This is a genomic window from Serratia sp. NGAS9 (assembly GCF_009905295.1).
Taxonomy (GTDB): Bacteria; Pseudomonadota; Gammaproteobacteria; order Enterobacterales; family Enterobacteriaceae; genus Serratia; species Serratia bockelmannii.
In genome coordinates, this window is the sequence record NZ_CP047605.1 from 896,418 (window position 1) to 912,903 (window position 16,486).

General features: G+C 61.5%; 16 protein-coding genes. 14 read left to right on the forward strand and 2 right to left on the reverse strand.

Annotated elements, in window-relative coordinates:
• The first annotated feature begins 462 nt into the window (after window positions 1-462).
• The 8 genes from GUC32_RS04170 to nqrM are packed head-to-tail and all read left to right on the forward strand — an operon-like array spanning window position 463 to window position 7,573.
• The gene (locus tag GUC32_RS04170) at window positions 463-1,812 is read left to right on the forward strand and encodes a Na(+)-translocating NADH-quinone reductase subunit A (RefSeq protein ID WP_049208695.1); all 1,350 of its coding nucleotides are present in this window, start codon (window positions 463-465) and stop codon (window positions 1,810-1,812) included.
• A 3-nt stretch (window positions 1,813-1,815) separates the two neighbouring features.
• Complete coding sequence (locus GUC32_RS04175; protein ID WP_016928991.1) at window positions 1,816-3,057, forward strand: NADH:ubiquinone reductase (Na(+)-transporting) subunit B; 1,242 nt, start codon at window positions 1,816-1,818, stop codon at window positions 3,055-3,057.
• The gene (locus tag GUC32_RS04180; RefSeq protein WP_025301668.1) at window positions 3,047-3,841 is read left to right on the forward strand and encodes a Na(+)-translocating NADH-quinone reductase subunit C; all 795 of its coding nucleotides are present in this window, start codon (window positions 3,047-3,049) and stop codon (window positions 3,839-3,841) included. The genes GUC32_RS04175 and GUC32_RS04180 overlap by 11 nt, the downstream gene beginning before the upstream one ends.
• Window positions 3,834-4,463 carry an NADH:ubiquinone reductase (Na(+)-transporting) subunit D gene (locus tag GUC32_RS04185; RefSeq protein WP_004930232.1) on the forward strand — a complete coding sequence of 210 codons (630 nt, stop codon included), beginning with the start codon at window positions 3,834-3,836 and terminating at the stop codon, window positions 4,461-4,463. Before GUC32_RS04180 ends, GUC32_RS04185 begins: the two co-directional genes overlap by 8 nt.
• 6 nt (window positions 4,464-4,469) lie before the next feature.
• Window positions 4,470-5,066, forward strand: a complete 597-nt coding sequence (gene nqrE, locus GUC32_RS04190; protein ID WP_004930235.1) for an NADH:ubiquinone reductase (Na(+)-transporting) subunit E — start codon at window positions 4,470-4,472, stop codon at window positions 5,064-5,066.
• Between the two features lie 15 nt (window positions 5,067-5,081).
• A complete protein-coding gene (gene nqrF / locus GUC32_RS04195) occupies window positions 5,082-6,305 on the forward strand; it encodes an NADH:ubiquinone reductase (Na(+)-transporting) subunit F (protein WP_043135532.1) in 1,224 nt (407 codons plus the stop codon).
• Entirely contained in the window at window positions 6,289-7,338 is a 1,050-nt protein-coding gene (locus tag GUC32_RS04200; protein ID WP_043135534.1) for an FAD:protein FMN transferase, read from the forward strand. Before nqrF ends, GUC32_RS04200 begins: the two co-directional genes overlap by 17 nt.
• 7 nt (window positions 7,339-7,345) lie before the next feature.
• The gene (nqrM, locus tag GUC32_RS04205; protein ID WP_016928987.1) at window positions 7,346-7,573 is read left to right on the forward strand and encodes a (Na+)-NQR maturation NqrM; all 228 of its coding nucleotides are present in this window, start codon (window positions 7,346-7,348) and stop codon (window positions 7,571-7,573) included.
• 26 nt (window positions 7,574-7,599) lie between these two features.
• Here the strand turns inward: nqrM and GUC32_RS04210 are convergent, their stop codons facing one another.
• Window positions 7,600-8,496: a glycerophosphodiester phosphodiesterase family protein gene (locus GUC32_RS04210; protein WP_151429053.1), complete on the reverse strand. Its 897-nt coding sequence runs from the start codon at window positions 8,494-8,496 to the stop codon at window positions 7,600-7,602.
• Window positions 8,497-8,679: 183 nt separating this feature from the next.
• Here GUC32_RS04210 and dinB point away from each other — a divergent pair, with 183 nt between their 5' ends.
• A complete protein-coding gene (gene dinB, locus GUC32_RS04215; RefSeq protein WP_369435574.1) occupies window positions 8,680-9,741 on the forward strand; it encodes a DNA polymerase IV in 1,062 nt (353 codons plus the stop codon).
• A gap of 41 nt (window positions 9,742-9,782) precedes the next feature.
• Here the strand turns inward: dinB and pepD are convergent, their stop codons facing one another.
• Window positions 9,783-11,243: a beta-Ala-His dipeptidase gene (gene pepD / locus GUC32_RS04220; RefSeq protein WP_025301673.1), complete on the reverse strand. Its 1,461-nt coding sequence runs from the start codon at window positions 11,241-11,243 to the stop codon at window positions 9,783-9,785.
• 337 nt (window positions 11,244-11,580) lie between these two features.
• Here pepD and gpt point away from each other — a divergent pair, with 337 nt between their 5' ends.
• The 5 genes from gpt to proA all read left to right on the forward strand — a co-directional run bounded on the left by gpt (window position 11,581) and on the right by proA (window position 16,373).
• Window positions 11,581-12,039, forward strand: coding sequence for a xanthine phosphoribosyltransferase (gene gpt, locus GUC32_RS04225; RefSeq protein WP_025301674.1), 459 nt, complete (start codon window positions 11,581-11,583; stop codon window positions 12,037-12,039).
• A gap of 141 nt (window positions 12,040-12,180) precedes the next feature.
• The gene (gene frsA, locus GUC32_RS04230) at window positions 12,181-13,428 is read left to right on the forward strand and encodes an esterase FrsA (RefSeq protein ID WP_021504999.1); all 1,248 of its coding nucleotides are present in this window, start codon (window positions 12,181-12,183) and stop codon (window positions 13,426-13,428) included.
• Window positions 13,429-13,488: 60 nt separating this feature from the next.
• Window positions 13,489-13,890, forward strand: coding sequence for a sigma factor-binding protein Crl (gene crl, locus GUC32_RS04235; protein WP_004930258.1), 402 nt, complete (start codon window positions 13,489-13,491; stop codon window positions 13,888-13,890).
• Between the two features lie 116 nt (window positions 13,891-14,006).
• Window positions 14,007-15,110: a glutamate 5-kinase gene (gene proB, locus GUC32_RS04240; protein ID WP_015376738.1), complete on the forward strand. Its 1,104-nt coding sequence runs from the start codon at window positions 14,007-14,009 to the stop codon at window positions 15,108-15,110.
• A gap of 9 nt (window positions 15,111-15,119) precedes the next feature.
• The gene (gene proA, locus GUC32_RS04245) at window positions 15,120-16,373 is read left to right on the forward strand and encodes a glutamate-5-semialdehyde dehydrogenase (RefSeq protein ID WP_369435575.1); all 1,254 of its coding nucleotides are present in this window, start codon (window positions 15,120-15,122) and stop codon (window positions 16,371-16,373) included.
• The last annotated feature ends 113 nt before the right edge of the window (window positions 16,374-16,486 follow it).

Sequence of the window (16,486 nt, forward strand, 5' to 3'; positions counted from 1 at the left end):
TTACCAGCGCGTTTATTTTTAGCAATACGTGATATGTATAAAAAAACGACAAAGCTCGATAAAAGTGAAATGACCGGCAGATTTTAACGATAAGTAGTGAAAAACAGGCGAAATTTAATTGCGTTTGCTTGACCCAAGTCACGACGTAACGCAGAACAATGTTGCGAACAATGTTAATATTCTCTCTTCAATTTAACGCGCTGTGGCGATTGAAGCGGCAAGAGTTATTGCATATAACCCGGCCGTTTTGATGGTTATTTGGCTACATGCCGTTAACACATCGACTGTCGCGCAAACAACGGAAAGGGGGACTCAAGGGAATGCGCGTTACCCCAGTTTTTCACTGCGAGAAAGTTCATGTTGGGCGTGCCGTTGTGCGCACTGCCCGGCAATCCTGGCATCGTCAGCACCCGCCTCTGGGGCCGGGCAGACGTGTAAACCCAACTACATCGTATAAATCCTATGATTAAGATCAGAAAAGGGTTAGATCTGCCGATAGCCGGAGCCCCGGTTCAGGCGATCCAAGATGGCCCGAACATTCAGCATGTCGCCCTGCTTGGGGAAGAGTATGTCGGAATGCGCCCCTCCATGCTGGTGCAGGAAGGCGATACCGTTAAGAAAGGCCAGGCGTTGTTCGAAGATAAGAAAAACCCCGGGGTTTTCTTCACGGCTCCCGCCAGCGGCCGCATCGTCGCGATTAACCGCGGCGAGCGGCGCGTATTGCAATCGGTGGTGATTGCGCTGGAAAACGGCGGCGACGATCAGCTCGAGTTTGCGCACTACCCGCAGGGGGAATTGGCCCAGTTGCCACGCGAACAGGTCGAGAGCGAACTGATCGCCAGTGGCCTGTGGACCGCACTGCGCACCCGCCCGTTCAGTAAAACGCCAAGCCCCGGCAGCGAACCGCGCGCCATTTTCGTCACCGCGATGGATACCCAACCGTTGGCCGCCGATCCGCAGGTGATCATCGCCGAGCAGCAGGCGGCGTTCAACGCCGGGCTGGTGGTCTTGGCACGCCTGACGGCGGGCAAGGTGCACGTATGTCACGCCGCCGGCGCCTCCGTTGGCCAGCAGAGCGGCCCGCAGATCGCCTACAGCGAATTTGCCGGCCCGCATCCCGCCGGGCTGGTGGGCACCCACATTCACTTCCTTGAACCGGTTAGCCTGAAGAAAATCGTTTGGCACATCGGCTACCAGGACGTCATCGCCATCGGCACGCTGTTCACCACCGGTAAGCTCGATACCCGCCGGGTCGTGGCGCTGGCCGGGCCGCAGGTGGCGCAGCCGGCGCTGCTGCGCACCCGCCTGGGGGCCAGCCTCGAGGAGCTGACCGCCGGCCGCCTGAAAGACGGCGAGAACCGGGTGATCTCCGGTTCGGTGCTGAACGGCATGCACGCCGCCGGGCCGAACGCCTGGCTCGGCCGTTTCCACTCGCAGGTGTCGGTGCTGGAAGAAGGGCGCGACAAAGAGCTGTTCGGCTGGATCGTGCCGTCGCCGAACAAGTTCTCTATTACCCGAACCACGCTGGGCCACTTCCTGAAAAACAAACTGTTCGCCTTCTCGACCACCACTAACGGCGGCGAACGCGCCATGGTGCCGATCGGCAACTACGAGCGGGTGATGCCGCTGGATATTTTGCCGACGCTGCTGCTGCGCGATTTGCTGGCGGGCGACAGCGACAGTGCGCAGGCGCTGGGCTGCCTGGAGCTGGACGAGGAAGATCTGGCGTTGTGCACCTTCGTTTGCCCCGGCAAGTATGAGTACGCGCCGGTGCTGCGCGAGGTGCTGACCAAGATTGAGCAGGAAGGATAACCGATGGGCCTGAAGAATTATTTTGAGAAGATAGAGCATCACTTCACGCCGGGCGGCAAACTGGAAAAGTGGTACCCGCTGTATGAAGCGACCACCACGGTGTTTTATACCCCCGGAACGGTGACGCGCGGCGCTTCGCACGTGCGCGACGCCATCGATTTGAAACGCATGATGATCCTGGTGTGGCTGGCGGTGTTCCCGGCGATGTTCTGGGGCATGTACAACGTTGGCCAGCAGGCGATCCCGGCGCTGCACCATCTGTACAGCGGCGACGCGCTGCAACAGGTGCTGGCGGGCGACTGGCATTATCGTCTGGCGCAGTGGCTAGGCGCCTCGCTGGCGGCCGACGCCGGCTGGGTCAGCAAGATGGTGCTGGGCGCCTGTTACTTCCTGCCGATATACGCCGTGGTGTTCGTCGTCGGCGGTTTCTGGGAAGTGCTGTTCGCCATCATCCGCAAGCATGAGGTCAACGAAGGTTTCTTCGTCACTTCAATCCTGTTTGCGCTGATCGTGCCGCCGACCCTGCCGCTGTGGCAGGCCGCGCTGGGCATCACCTTCGGCGTGGTGGTGGCCAAAGAGATCTTCGGCGGCACCGGGCGCAACTTCCTCAACCCGGCGCTGGCCGGCCGCGCCTTCCTGTTCTTCGCCTATCCGGCGCAGATCTCCGGCGATTTGGTGTGGACCTCCGCGGACGGTTTCTCCGGCGCGACGCCGCTGGCGCAGTGGAGTGCAGGCGGGGCGCACAGCCTGAGCAACGTGGCCACCGGCCAGTCCATCAGTTGGCTGGACGCCTTCCTCGGCAACATTCCCGGCTCCATCGGTGAAGTCTCCACGCTGATGATCCTGATCGGCGGGGCGATTATCCTGTTCGGCCGCGTGGCCTCCTGGCGCATCGTCGCCGGCGTGATGCTCGGCATGGTGGCTTCTGCACTGTTGTTCAACGCCATCGGTTCGGACACCAACCCGATGTTCGCCATGCCGTGGTACTGGCATCTGGTGCTGGGCGGCTTCGCCTTCGGCATGATCTTTATGGCGACCGACCCGGTTTCCGCCTCCTTCACCAATAAGGGGAAATGGTGGTACGGCATTCTGATCGGCGTGATGTGCGTGCTGATCCGGGTGGTCAACCCCGCCTATCCGGAAGGCATGATGCTGGCGATCCTGTTCGCCAACCTGTTCGCACCGCTGTTCGATTACCTGGTGGTGCAGGCCAACATCAAGCGGAGAAAAGCCCGTGGCGAATGAAGCGAAAAACGACGGCATCGGTAAAACGCTGCTGGTAGTGCTGCTGCTGTGTCTGGTGTGTTCAGTGGTGGTGGCGGGCTCCGCCGTCGGCCTGAAGTCCAAACAGCAGGAGCAAAAGCTGCTCGATAAGCAGCGCAATATTCTCGACGTAGCCGGCCTGTTGCAGCCGAAAATGGAGAGCGAGCAGGTCAAGCGTCTGTACAGCGAGCGCATCGAACCGCGCCTGGTGGATCTGAACAGCGGCGAGTTTGTCGCTGGCAAGGCGGCGGCGTTCGATCTGGGCGCCGCGCTGCGCGACGACGCCAAAAGCGTGGCGTTGCCCGCGGGCGACGATCCGGCCGGTATCAAACGCCGTAGCAACCAGGCGGAAATCTACCTGGTGCGCGACGAAAGCGGCCAGGTGAACAAGCTTGTGCTGCCGGTATACGGCACCGGCCTGTGGTCGATGATGTACGCCTTCGTGGCGCTGGATAACGACGGCAATACGGTCAAGGGCATCACCTACTACGACCAGGGGGAAACCCCAGGGCTGGGCGGTGAGGTCGAGAATCCGTCCTGGCGCCAGCAGTGGGTCGGTAAACAGCTGTTCGACGACAACGGCCAGCCGGCGATCCGCGTGGTGAAAGGCGGCGCACGTCAGGGGGATGTGCACGGAGTGGACGGCCTATCCGGCGCCACGCTGACCTCCAACGGTGTGCAGCATACGTTTGATTTCTGGTTGGGCGAGCACGGCTTCGGCCCGTTCCTGAAAAAAGTTCGTGAAGGAGCGCTGAAAAATGGCTGATTCCAAAGAGATAAAGCGGGTCCTGCTGGGGCCGCTGTTCGACAATAACCCGATCGCCCTGCAGGTGTTGGGCGTCTGTTCTGCGTTGGCGGTGACCACCAAGCTGGAGACGGCGGTGGTGATGACCATTGCGGTGACGCTGGTGACCGCGTTCTCCAGCTTCTTCATCTCGCTGATCCGTCACCATATTCCCAACAGCGTGCGCATCATCGTGCAGATGGCGATCATCGCCTCGCTGGTGATCGTGGTCGATCAGCTGCTGCGCGCCTATGCGTTCGAGATCTCCAAGCAGCTGTCGGTGTTCGTCGGCCTTATCATCACCAACTGCATCGTGATGGGGCGCGCCGAGGCTTACGCCATGAAGTCGCCGCCGATCGAGAGCTTTATGGACGGCATCGGCAACGGGCTGGGTTACGGGGTGATCCTGGTGCTGGTCGGTTTCCTGCGCGAGCTGATTGGCTCCGGCAAGCTGTTCGGCGTCCCGGTGCTGGAAACGGTGCAGAACGGCGGCTGGTACCAGCCGAACGGCCTGTTCCTGCTGGCGCCGAGCGCGTTCTTCATCATCGGCCTGCTGATCTGGGTGCTGCGCACCCTGAAGCCGGCGCAGATCGAAAAGGAGTAAAGGCCGATGGAACACTATATCAGCCTGTTTGTGCGCGCCGTGTTCGTCGAGAACATGGCGCTGGCGTTCTTCCTCGGGATGTGTACCTTCCTGGCGGTGTCGAAGAAGGTCTCGACCGCCTTTGGCCTGGGCATCGCGGTGACCATCGTGCTCGGCATTTCGGTGCCGGTGAACAACCTGGTCTACAACCTGATCCTGCGCGACGGCGCGCTGGTGGAAGGCGTCGATCTGAGCTTCCTCAACTTCATCACCTTCATCGGCGTGATCGCGGCGCTGGTACAGATTTTGGAGATGATCCTCGATCGCTTCTTCCCGTCGCTGTATAACGCGCTCGGCATCTTCCTGCCGCTCATCACCGTGAACTGCGCCATCTTCGGCGGCGTGTCCTTCATGGTGCAGCGCGACTATAACTTCGCCGAATCGGTGGTGTACGGCTTTGGTTCCGGCACCGGCTGGATGCTGGCGATCGTCGCCATGGCGGGGATCCGCGAAAAACTCAAGTATGCCAACGTGCCGGCAGGGCTGCGCGGCCTGGGCATTACCTTTATCACCACCGGACTGATGGCGCTGGGCTTCATGTCCTTCTCCGGTGTTCAGTTGTAAAGGCAGGAAGAATTTATGGAAATTATTTTAGGCGTAGCAATGTTCACCACCATCGTGATGGTGCTGGTGTTGCTGATCCTGTTCGCCAAATCGAAGCTGGTGAACACCGGTGACATCGCGGTGGAAATCAACGGCGATCTGGATAAGAGCTTCCATGCGCCGGCGGGCGACAAGCTGCTCAACGTGCTCTCCAGCCAGGGGATCTTCGTCTCCTCGGCCTGCGGCGGCGGCGGTTCCTGCGGCCAGTGCCGGGTGGTGATCAAAGAGGGCGGCGGCGATATCCTGCCGACCGAGCTTTCGCACATCAACAAGCGCGAAGCGAAAGAAGGGTGCCGCCTGGCGTGCCAGGTGAACGTGAAGCAGAACCTGAAGATCGAGCTGCCGGAAGAGATCTTCGGCGTGAAGAAATGGGAGTGCGAGGTTATCTCCAACGATAACAAAGCCACCTTTATCAAAGAGCTGAAGCTGAAGATCCCCGATGGCGAGGACGTGCCGTTCCGCGCGGGCGGCTTTATCCAGATCGAAGCACCGGCGCACGACATCAGCTACGCCGACTTCGACGTGCCGCAGGAGTATCGCGGCGACTGGGACAAGTTCAACCTGTTCCGCTACCGCTCGACGGTGAACGACACCACGGTGCGCGCCTACTCGATGGCCAACTACCCGGAAGAGAAGGGCATCATCATGCTCAACGTGCGTATCGCCACGCCGCCGCCGAACAATCCGGACGTGCCGCCGGGCATCATGTCTTCCTATATCTGGTCGCTGAAAGCCGGTGATAAGGTGACCATCTCCGGGCCGTTCGGCGAGTTCTTCGCCAAGGACACCGACGCCGAAATGATCTTCATCGGCGGCGGCGCGGGCATGGCGCCGATGCGTTCGCACATCTTCGACCAGCTCAAGCGCCTGAACTCGAAGCGCAAGATCACCTTCTGGTACGGCGCGCGTTCGCTGCGCGAGATGTTCTATGAAGACGACTTCAACCAGCTGCAGGCGGAGAACGAAAACTTCACCTGGCACGTGGCGCTGTCGGATCCGCAGCCGGAAGATAACTGGACCGGCTACACCGGCTTTATCCATAATGTTCTGCTGGAGAACTACCTGAGGAACCACCCGGCACCGGAGGACTGCGAGTTTTACATGTGCGGGCCGCCGATGATGAACGCCGCGGTGATCAAGATGCTCAAAGATCTGGGCGTCGAAGACGAAAACATCATGCTGGATGACTTTGGTGGCTAAATTGCGCGCATTGGCGATGAAGAACTGGCTGACGGGTGTGGCGCTGAGCGCCACCCTGCTGCTGACCGGCTGCGGGCCGGAACAGGTGGACCTGATGGGTAAAACCATGGGCACCTCGTATTCGATCCGTTACGTGACCGGCGAAGATACGCCGTCGGCGCGCGAGATGCAGGCGGAGATCGACAAACGGCTGGAGCAGGTGAACGATCAGATGTCCACCTACCGGCCGGATTCCGAGCTGAGCCGCTTCAATGCCAACCGCGACATTGACCGGCCGTTCCCGGTTTCGCCGGCCACCGCCGAAGTGGTGCGCGAAGCGCTGCGCATCAACCGCGTCACCGACGGCGCGCTGGACGTGACCGTCGGGCCGCTGGTCAACCTGTGGGGCTTCGGCCCGGAAGGGCGGCCGGACAAAGTGCCGAGCGAGGCGGAACTGGCGCACCGCCGCGCCTGGACCGGCGCCGACAAACTGTCGGTGCAGGGCAGCGCGCTGGTGAAAAGCATCCCTGAGCTGTACGTCGATCTGTCGTCGATCGCCAAAGGGTATGGCGTGGACGTGGTGGCGGAATATCTGCAGTCCCGGCATGTGAAGAACTACATGGTGGATATCGGCGGCGAGGTGCGCACGCGCGGGCATAACGGCGAGCAAAAGCCGTGGCGCATCGCCATCGAGCGCCCGACCGCCGGTACGCAACAGCAGGCGCAGCTGGTGATCCAGCCGGGGGAGATGTCGATCGCTACCTCGGGTGACTATCGCAACTACTTCGAGCAGGACGGGGTGCGCTATTCGCACACCATCGATCCGGTCACCGGCCGACCCATTCACCACCGTTTGGTGTCGATCACCGTGCTGAGCCCGACCTGCATGACCGCCGACGGCCTGTCCACCGGCCTGAACGTGATGGGGCCGGAGCGCGGCCTGGCGCTGGCCAACCTGCTCGGTATCCCGGTGTTCATGATCGTGAAAACCGCCGACGGGTTTGAGGAGCGTTACTCAGACGCGTTCAAGCCCTATCTGAAAAAGCGTTCGTGAGGTTGCTATGTTGACGGTATTCGCCGCTACTTTCGTGTTGTTTCTGCTGATCGTCGGCGGCATGTCGCTGGGCTATGTGTTCAAACGCAAAAGCCTGCAGGGCAGCTGCGGCGGCATCACCGCGCTGGGCATGGAGAAAGTCTGCGACTGCCCGGAGCCGTGCGATGCGCGCAAAAAGCGCGAAGCCAAAGCGGCGCAGCGGCGCGAGCAGTTGGAAAAGCACCGTATTCTGTAGCGAAAACCCGGCCTTGGCCGGGTTTTTTATTTCGCCTTGCGGAAGCTTTTCGCCTCGGCCGGTGAGTTGACCATCACGCCGTCGGCGCCCAGCGCCAGCGCCTGCTGATATTCCTGCGGCGAGTTGACGCCGAACAGAATGATGTGCGCCGGACCCTGCGAGCGGAAACAGTCTATCGACTCTTTATCCCAGGTCAGAAACGCCTTAGAACGCCCTTCGCCGAGGGTATATTTCTCCACCACTTCCACCTCGCGCTTCAGCTCCAGTCCGTACCAGCGCTGCTGGCGGTTGTCCGGTTTGACGTCGCACTGGTGCGCCATGGTGATATTGGCCAGCAGCGTGCGGGTTTCGTCGCGGCTTTCAAAGCGCGGGATGGCCGGTGGCAGCGCCTGCAGGTATTTGGCGTCGGTAGAGTAGACGCGGGTGCGATTCAGGCTGTCGGTGCTTTCCAGCGTCGCCAGCAGCGCCTGGCCAAACTGCGTCGGATCGGCGTCCGGGGATTTGATGTCCAGATAAAAGGTGACGTGCGGAAACGCTTTAAGCACGTCGTCGAGCCGTGGAATGCCGATACCCTGGCCGCGAAACGGGTGCGCATCACCCTTGGCGAAGGCCCAACCGGCGTCGGTCTCGGCCAACTGGGCGGCGGTATAGGCAGAAACCGGGCCCTGCCGGTTGGTCAGCGCTTTCAGGTCCGAGGGGCGATACAGCACGATGACGCCGTCTTTGGATGCTTGCAGGGTGATCCAGATGGCGTCGGCGCCGTTTTTCAGCGCGGTTTCGATGGCGATGCGAGTGTTTTCCGGCGCATCGGCGGTGCCGCCGCGATGGGCGACGATCGCCGGCGCATGACCGGCGGCGGCGCTGGCCGCCAGCGCGCTCAGCGACAGCGCGGAAGCCAGCAGCAAATGAGAAAATCTGATCATGTAGGGTACCTTGTCGTTATCGTTGTGGTGAGCCGCACGGGATGGCGGAAATCATACTATTGAAAAATTAAGCTTTTTTAACAACGCGGAAATATCTGTCAGAAACGCCGCTTTCCTCGAGCTCTGCGGCCTTGAGCTTTTGGTGCCTGGCTGTATACTTATACAGTATTGTTGGAGGGTGCGATGCGTAAAATCATTCATGTCGATATGGACTGCTTCTTCGCGGCAGTGGAGATGCGCGACGATCCCAACCTGCGCGATATCCCGCTGGCGATTGGCGGTAGCGCCGATCGCCGCGGGGTGATCAGCACCGCCAACTACCCGGCGCGGCGCTACGGCGTGCACAGTGCCATGTCCACGGCGATGGCGTTCAAACTGTGCCCGCATCTCACCCTGCTGCCGGGGCGCATGGCGGCCTACAAAGAAGCTTCGCTGCACATCCGCGAAATCTTTGCCCGCTATACCCCGTTGATCGAGCCGCTTTCGCTCGACGAGGCCTACCTCGACGTGACCGACAGCCCGCAATGCAACGGTTCGGCGACGCTGATCGCCCAGGAAATCCGTCAGGCGATCGCCGACGAGCTGAACCTCACCGCGTCGGCCGGCATCGCGCCAATCAAGTTTCTCGCTAAAATCGCCTCCGAGATGAACAAGCCGAACGGGCAATACGTGATCACGCCGGCGCAGGTGCCGGCGTTTTTGCAGCAGCTGCCGCTCAGCAAGATCCCCGGCGTCGGCAAGGTGACCGCCAAGCGGCTGGAGGAAGTGGGGCTTATCACCTGCGCCGACGTGCAGCAATACGATTTGGCGCAGCTGCTCAAGCGCTTCGGCAAGTTCGGCCGGGTGCTGTGGGAGCGCTGTCAGGGCATCGATCGGCGCGAAATCTCTCCTGAGCGGCTGCGCAAATCGGTGGGGGTGGAGCGCACGCTGGCGGAGGATATTCACGACTGGGAAGACTGCGAAACGCTGATTATCGACAAACTCTATCCCGAGCTGGAGATGCGGCTGCGCAAGGTGAAGCCGGATCTGCACATCGCCCGGCAGGGCGTGAAGCTGAAGTTTCAGGATTTTCAGCAAACCACCCAGGAGCACGTGTTCCCGGTGCTGAACCGGCAGGATTTGCTGGAGGTGGCGCGGCAGGCGTGGCGCGAGCGGCGCGAAGGGCGCGGCGTGCGGCTGGTGGGGTTGCATGTGACGCTGCTCGATCCGCAGCTGGAGCGGCAGCTGGCGCTGTCGTGGGAATAAAAAAGCCGGCGGTCGCCGGCTTTTTGCGTTAAGCGTGCAGATTACGCGCGCTCAGGGATTGCTTTCAGCAACGAGGTCAGCAGCTTCCAGTACAGGCCGACGCTTTCGATATGCACCTGCTCATCCGGCGAATGCGGGCCGGTGATGGTTGGCCCGATCGATACCATGTCCATGTTTGGATATGGCTTTTTGAACAGACCGCATTCCAGACCGGCGTGGATCACCATGATGTTCGGCGTCTTGTCGAACAGATCCTGATACAGCTCGCGCACCAGGTGCATCACCGGCGAGTCGGCGTCCGGCTGCCAGCCCGGGTAGCCGCCCTTCGGCGCCACTTTAGCGCCGGCCAGCTGGCCCAACGCGGTCAGCATCTCGACCACGTAGTCTTTGCCACTGTCGATCAGGGAGCGGATCAGGCAGATGATTTCCGCTTCGTTTTCGCTGGTGGTGACCACGCCGACGTTCAGCGAGGTTTCCACCACGCCTTTCACCGCGTCGCTCATGCGGATCACGCCGTTCGGCGTGCCGTTCAGCAGCGCCAGGAAGCGCTGCTGGCTGTCGGCGCTCAGCGCCAGCGAAGCGCTGGTGGTCGGCTCCAACAGCACGGTGATGTTCTTCTCTTTGGCGGAGAGTTCGTTCTGCAGCACGGCCAGGAACTCCTGGCTCAGCGCTTTCAGTACGTCGGCCTTGTCCGCCGGCACCGCTACCACCGCGGAGGCTTCACGCGGGATGGCGTTGCGCAGGGTGCCGCCGTTCAGGTCCAGCACGCGCAGGTTCAGCGCCGCCGCATGGGCGAACAGGAAGCGCGCCAGCAGTTTGTTGGCGTTGCCCAGCCCGACGTGGATCTCGGCGCCGGAATGGCCGCCTTTCAGGCCCTTGAGGGTCAGCTTCAGGGTTTGGTAACCGGCCGGCACCGCTTCGCGCTGCAGCGGCAGGGTGGTGATGAAGTCGATACCGCCGGCGCAACCCATGTAGATTTCGCCTTCTTCTTCGGAATCGGTATTGATCAGGATATCCGCCTGCAGCCAGTTCGGCTGCAGCCCGAAGGCGCCGTCCATACCCGCTTCTTCGGTCATGGTCAGCAGCACTTCCAGCGGGCCGTGCTCAACGCTGTCGTCGGCCAGCACCGCCAGGGCGGAGGCCATGCCGATGCCGTTGTCGGCGCCCAGCGTGGTGCCGCGTGCTTTCACCCACTCGCCGGCGATATAAGGCTGGATCGGATCCTTGGCGAAGTCGTGCACGGTGTCGTTATTCTTTTGCGGCACCATGTCCAGGTGCGCCTGCAGTGCGACCGGCTTGCGGTTTTCCATGCCTTTGGTGGCCGGCTTGCGCAGCAGGATATTGCCGACCTGATCACGCTCGGCGTGCAGGTTCTTTTCTTTGGCCCAGGTGAGGATGTGCTGCGCCAGCGCTTCTTCATGATAAGAAGGGTGCGGGATAGAACAGATCTTGGCGAAAATATCCCACAGCGGCTGTGGCGAAAGCTGAGACAATTCAGACACTATAAGTCTCCTGTGACGGCAGGCTCCGACAGGACGGGCATGCCGCGCGGTTAAGGTGAGCGGGTATCTGTGCGTCGTGGCACGATCGTCAGAGAATATCACTTTATTTCCGGCGGTGCGCCCCCCGTATTGTGCGGTTTAAGCGCTTGATCACATGGCTTCGCTGCGGGAACGCTCGCTTTTTCAGCATCAATCACCGAAAAGCCGCCCGGCGGAAATCGCGAGGTTTTCCTCGGTACAGCTGGAATTCAACGCGGCCAGTCTCTATAATCTCGCGCAACCTTTTTTCCCCTGAACTACAAATAAGCCGCTTCACCGCCGGCTGGGACACGATTCTATGAGCGAAAAATACGTTGTTACCTGGGATATGCTGCAAATGCACGCACGCAAGCTGGCGCACCGCCTGCTGCCTGCCGACAAATGGACAGGCATCATTGCCGTAAGCCGCGGCGGTCTGGTACCGGCGGGCCTGCTGGCGCGCGAACTGGGCATCCGCTATGTGGATACCGTCTGCATTTCCAGCTATGACCATGACAACCAACGCGAAATGAAAGTGCTCAAGCGCGCCGAAGGCGACGGTGAAGGCTTCATCGTGGTGGACGATCTGGTGGATACCGGCGGCACCGCGAAAGCGATCCGCGACATGTACCCGAAAGCGCATTTCGTCACCATCTTCGCCAAGCCGGCGGGCCGTCCGCTGGTGGACGACTACGAAGTCGACATCCCGCAGGATACCTGGATCGAACAGCCGTGGGACATGGGCGTCAGCTTCGTTCCCCCGATCGGCGGTCGCTAAGTCCAGCCAGTTCCAGCCCAACGCCCGGTTATGCCGGGCGTTTGCGTTATCTTGGTTTATCCCGCCAGAGTTAGGTACACTACCTCCAGTTAAGTAGGCCTTTTGCGGCCTATCGCCAGATTTACGGAGGCTGTTGTTACCATGGCACAGGCCAACCTTTCTGAAATTCTTTTCAAGCCCAAATTCAAACACCCTGAAACCTCGACGCTGGTGCTGCGCGCGCGCAACAAAGTGAGCGCCGCCATGCATTCCGCATTGGAAGGCGACACCACCGGCAGCTGGTATCGCATGCTGAATCCGTTGCTGTGGGCCTGGCGCGGCGTCAGCCCGATCGAAATCCACGAAGTGCTGGCGCGCATCGCCGCCTCGGACGCCGAGCGCAGCAATCCGCAGCGGCTGGATACCGTGGTGGGCTACCGCAACGGCAACTGGATCTACGAGTGGATCCATCAGGGCATGCAGTGGCAGCAGCGGGCGACGGAACAGCAGGATCCGCTGCTCGGCGGCGAGTACTGGCTGAAGGCCGCGAGCCTGTACAGCATCGCCGGTTACCCGCACCTGAAGGGCGACGAGCTGGCCGAACAGGCGGAGATGCTCGCCAACCGCGCTTACGAAGAGGCGGCGCTGTTGCTGCCGTATCAGCTGAAAGAGCTGGAGTTCCGCATCGAAGGCGGCGGCAGCGTCACCGGTTTCCTGCACATGCCGGAGAAGGGCGAGGCGCCGTTCCCGACGGTGCTGATGTGCGGCAGCCTCGATACGCTGCAGACCGACTATCATCGCCTGTTCCGCGACTACCTGGCGCCGCACGGCATCGCCATGCTGACGCTCGATATGCCGTCGATCGGTTCTTCGTGCAAATGGAAGCTGACGCAGGACTCCAGCTACCTGCACCAACAGGTGCTGATCCAGCTGGCCTCGGTGCCGTGGGTGGATCATCAGCGGGTGAGCGCCTTCGGCTTCCGCTTCGGCGCCAACGTGGCGGTGCGGCTGGCCTATCTGGAGCCGCAGCGGCTGCGCGGCGTAGCCTGCCTGGGGCCGGTGGTGCATCGCCTGCTGTGCGACAGCAGCACCCAGTTGAACGTGCCGGACATGTATATGGACGTGCTGGCCAGCCGCATGGGCATGGCTAACGCCTCGGACAACGTGCTGAAGGTGGAGCTGAACAGCTACTCGCTGAAAATGCAGGGGCTGCTGGGGCGCCGTTGCCCGACGCCGATGATCTCCGGCTACTGGGAGCGCGATACGCTCAGTCCGAAAGAGGAGTCGCAGCTGATCGTCACCTCCTCGGTGAGCGGCAAGCTGGTCGCCATCCCGCGCACCCCGGTGTACGACAGCTTCCACCGGGCGTTGCTGCAGATGTCCGGTTGGCTGAGGGACAAAATGCGTTAATTAGTTGCTAAATTTTAACAGTTTGTTAAAAAGAGTGGTCTACATTGAGGAGGTTAGAGAATGACGTTACCGAGTGGTCACCCTAAAAGCCGACTAATGAAACGTTTTGCCAGCTTGGGGCCGTACCTGCGTGAAGGGCAATGTGAAAACGACCGTTTTTTCTTTGATTGTTTGGCCGTCTGCGTCAATGTAAAGCCCGCTCCGGAGAAGCGTGAGTTCTGGGGCTGGTGGATGGAGCTGCAGGCGGAAGAGGCGCGCTTCACCTATTCGTACCAATTCGGCCTGTTCGACAAGGAAGGCGACTGGACGGCGCAAAACATTAAGGATGATGAAGTAAACGCCAAGCTGGAAGACACCCTGCGCGACTTCCATCGCCGCCTGGGCGAGCTGCTGGCGACCATGGAACTGGGGCTGGAACCCGCCGACGATTTCAAAGAAAAACTGATCAAACTCTCCGCCTGACCCCGTTTGACCACGTATTGTGCTGATTTCGCGTTGTGCCTGTTGGCATAACGCGTCTCTCCTGTTACAAAGACCTTTGCACTCTTCTTCTCATCATTACACACGGCAGAAATACTATGAACGGCAGCCAGACATTGGTTGTGAAATTGGGCACCAGCGTGTTGACCGGCGGATCGCTGCGTCTGAACCGCGCCCACATTGTCGAATTGGTGCGCCAATGTGCGCAGCAACACGCCGCGGGCCACCGCATTGTCATCGTCACTTCCGGCGCCATCGCCGCCGGGCGCGAACACCTGGGCTACCCCGAGCTGCCCGCCACCATCGCCTCCAAGCAGCTGCTGGCAGCGGTAGGGCAGAGCCGGCTGATCCAGCTGTGGGAACAGCTGTTCTCCATTTACGGCATTCACGTCGGGCAGATGCTGCTGACGCGTGCCGATCTGGAGGACCGCGAGCGCTTCCTCAACGCGCGCGACACCATGACGGCGCTGCTGGATAACCGCATCGTGCCGGTAATCAATGAGAATGACGCCGTCGCCACCGCCGAAATCAAGGTGGGCGACAACGATAACCTGTCGGCGCTGGCGGCCATTCTGGCCGGGGCTGACAAACTGCTGCTGCTTACCGATCAGCAGGGCCTCTACACCGCCGATCCGCGCAACAACCCACAGGCCGAACTGATCCGTGAAGTGCACGGCATCGACGACGCGCTGCGCGCCATCGCCGGCGACAGCGTCTCCGGTCTGGGCACCGGCGGCATGGGCACCAAGCTGCAGGCGGCCGACGTGGCCTGCCGCGCCGGCATCGACGTGGTGATCGCCGCCGGCAGCAAGCCGGGCGTGGTGGCGGACGTGATCGAAGGCAAACCGGTGGGCACCCGTTTCCACGCGTTGGAAACCCCGCTGGAAAACCGCAAGCGCTGGATCTTCGGCGCGCCACCGGCCGGTGAGATCACCGTCGACGATGGCGCGGTGGAAGCGATGATGGCGCGCGGCAGCTCGCTGTTGCCGAAGGGCATCCGCGAAGTGAAGGGCGACTTCTCGCGCGGCGAAGTGATCCGCATCCGCAACCTGGCGGGGCGCGATCTGGCGCACGGCGTCAGCCGCTACAACAGCGACGCGATGCGCATGATCGCCGGGCACCACTCGCAGGAAATCAGCGAGATCCTCGGTTATGAATACGGTCCGGTGGCAGTGCACCGCGACGATATGATTGTCAGTTAAGGAGTGAGCATGCTGGAGCAGATGGGGAAGGCCGCCAAGCAGGCCTCCTGGCAGCTGGCGGTGCTGAGCACGGCGAAGAAAAATCAGGTGCTGTCGGTGATGGCCGACAGGCTGGAAGCCAACAGTGAAGCGATCCTGCTGGCGAATGAACAAGACATGGCGCAGGCGCGCGCCACCGGCATGAGCGAAGCGCTGCTCGACCGCCTGCTGTTGACCCCGGCGCGGCTGGCGGCGATCGCCAACGACGTGCGCCAGGTATGCCGCCTGAACGATCCGGTCGGCCACGTGCTGGACGGCCACGTGCTGGACAGCGGGCTGAAGCTGGAGCGCCGCCGGGTGCCGCTCGGCGTGATCGGCGTGATTTACGAGGCGCGGCCGAACGTCACCATCGACGTCGCCAGCCTGTGCCTGAAAACCGGCAACGCGGTGATCCTGCGCGGCGGGAAAGAGACGCACAACACCAACCAGGCGACGGTGAAAGTGATCCAGCAGGCGCTAGAACAGTGCGGCCTGCCGGCGGCGGCGGTGCAGGCGATCGACAGCCCGGATCGTGCGCTGGTGAACGAACTGCTGCGCCTGGATCGCTATGTCGACATGCTGATCCCACGCGGCGGCGCCGGCCTGCACAAGCTGTGCCGCGAGCAATCGACCATCCCGGTGATCACCGGCGGCATCGGCGTGTGCCATACCTACGTGGATGCCGATGTCGATTTCGACAAGGCGCTGACGGTGATTGAAAACGCCAAGATCCAGCGCCCGAGCGCCTGTAACTCGCTGGAGACGCTGCTGGTGAACCGCGGCATCGCCGCCGAGTTCCTGCCGGCGCTGAGCGCCAAAATGGCGGCGGCGGGCGTGACGCTGCACGCGGCGGAAAACGCGCTGCCGCTGCTGCAGGGCGGCCCGGCGACGGTGGTGCCGGTGAACGCGGAGGATTACGACGACGAATGGCTGTCGCTGGATCTGAACGTGCTGCTGGTGGACGATATCGATCAGGCCATCGACCACATCCGCACTCACGGCACCAACCACTCCGACGCGATCCTCACCCGTTCGCTGAACAGCGCCGAGCATTTCGTGCGCGCAGTGGACTCCTCGGCGGTGTACGTCAACGCCAGCACCCGCTTCACCGACGGCGGCCAGTTCGGCCTGGGCGCGGAAGTGGCGGTGAGCACCCAGAAACTGCACGCCCGCGGCCCGATGGGCCTGGACGCGCTGACCACCTACAAGTGGATCGGCTACGGCGACGATCTAGTGCGCAGCTAAGGCCGCATTGCGGTCATTCATAAAGAGGTCAGGGCGCAGCAGGCTGTGCCCTGATTGTTTTTGGAAAAGAGGGTCTGCACGACAGTCTGGTTGCTTGCAAAACAACCAAACAC

What these genes read in the sequence shown, in the direction of transcription:
- GUC32_RS04170 (WP_049208695.1), top strand. Translation starts at nt 463, where the DNA reads ATGATTAAGATCAGAAAAGGGTTAGATCTGCCGATAGCCGGAGCCCCG.
- GUC32_RS04175 (WP_016928991.1), top strand. Translation starts at nt 1,816, where the DNA reads ATGGGCCTGAAGAATTATTTTGAGAAGATAGAGCATCACTTCACGCCG.
- GUC32_RS04185 (WP_004930232.1), top strand. Translation starts at nt 3,834, where the DNA reads ATGGCTGATTCCAAAGAGATAAAGCGGGTCCTGCTGGGGCCGCTGTTC.
- nqrE (WP_004930235.1), top strand. Translation starts at nt 4,470, where the DNA reads ATGGAACACTATATCAGCCTGTTTGTGCGCGCCGTGTTCGTCGAGAAC.
- nqrF (WP_043135532.1), top strand. Translation starts at nt 5,082, where the DNA reads ATGGAAATTATTTTAGGCGTAGCAATGTTCACCACCATCGTGATGGTG.
- GUC32_RS04200 (WP_043135534.1), top strand. Translation starts at nt 6,289, where the DNA reads ATGACTTTGGTGGCTAAATTGCGCGCATTGGCGATGAAGAACTGGCTG.
- nqrM (WP_016928987.1), top strand. Translation starts at nt 7,346, where the DNA reads ATGTTGACGGTATTCGCCGCTACTTTCGTGTTGTTTCTGCTGATCGTC.
- GUC32_RS04210 (WP_151429053.1), bottom strand. Translation starts at nt 8,496, where the DNA reads ATGATCAGATTTTCTCATTTGCTGCTGGCTTCCGCGCTGTCGCTGAGC.
- dinB (WP_369435574.1), top strand. Translation starts at nt 8,680, where the DNA reads ATGCGTAAAATCATTCATGTCGATATGGACTGCTTCTTCGCGGCAGTG.
- gpt (WP_025301674.1), top strand. Translation starts at nt 11,581, where the DNA reads ATGAGCGAAAAATACGTTGTTACCTGGGATATGCTGCAAATGCACGCA.
- frsA (WP_021504999.1), top strand. Translation starts at nt 12,181, where the DNA reads ATGGCACAGGCCAACCTTTCTGAAATTCTTTTCAAGCCCAAATTCAAA.
- crl (WP_004930258.1), top strand. Translation starts at nt 13,489, where the DNA reads ATGACGTTACCGAGTGGTCACCCTAAAAGCCGACTAATGAAACGTTTT.
- proB (WP_015376738.1), top strand. Translation starts at nt 14,007, where the DNA reads ATGAACGGCAGCCAGACATTGGTTGTGAAATTGGGCACCAGCGTGTTG.
- proA (WP_369435575.1), top strand. Translation starts at nt 15,120, where the DNA reads ATGCTGGAGCAGATGGGGAAGGCCGCCAAGCAGGCCTCCTGGCAGCTG.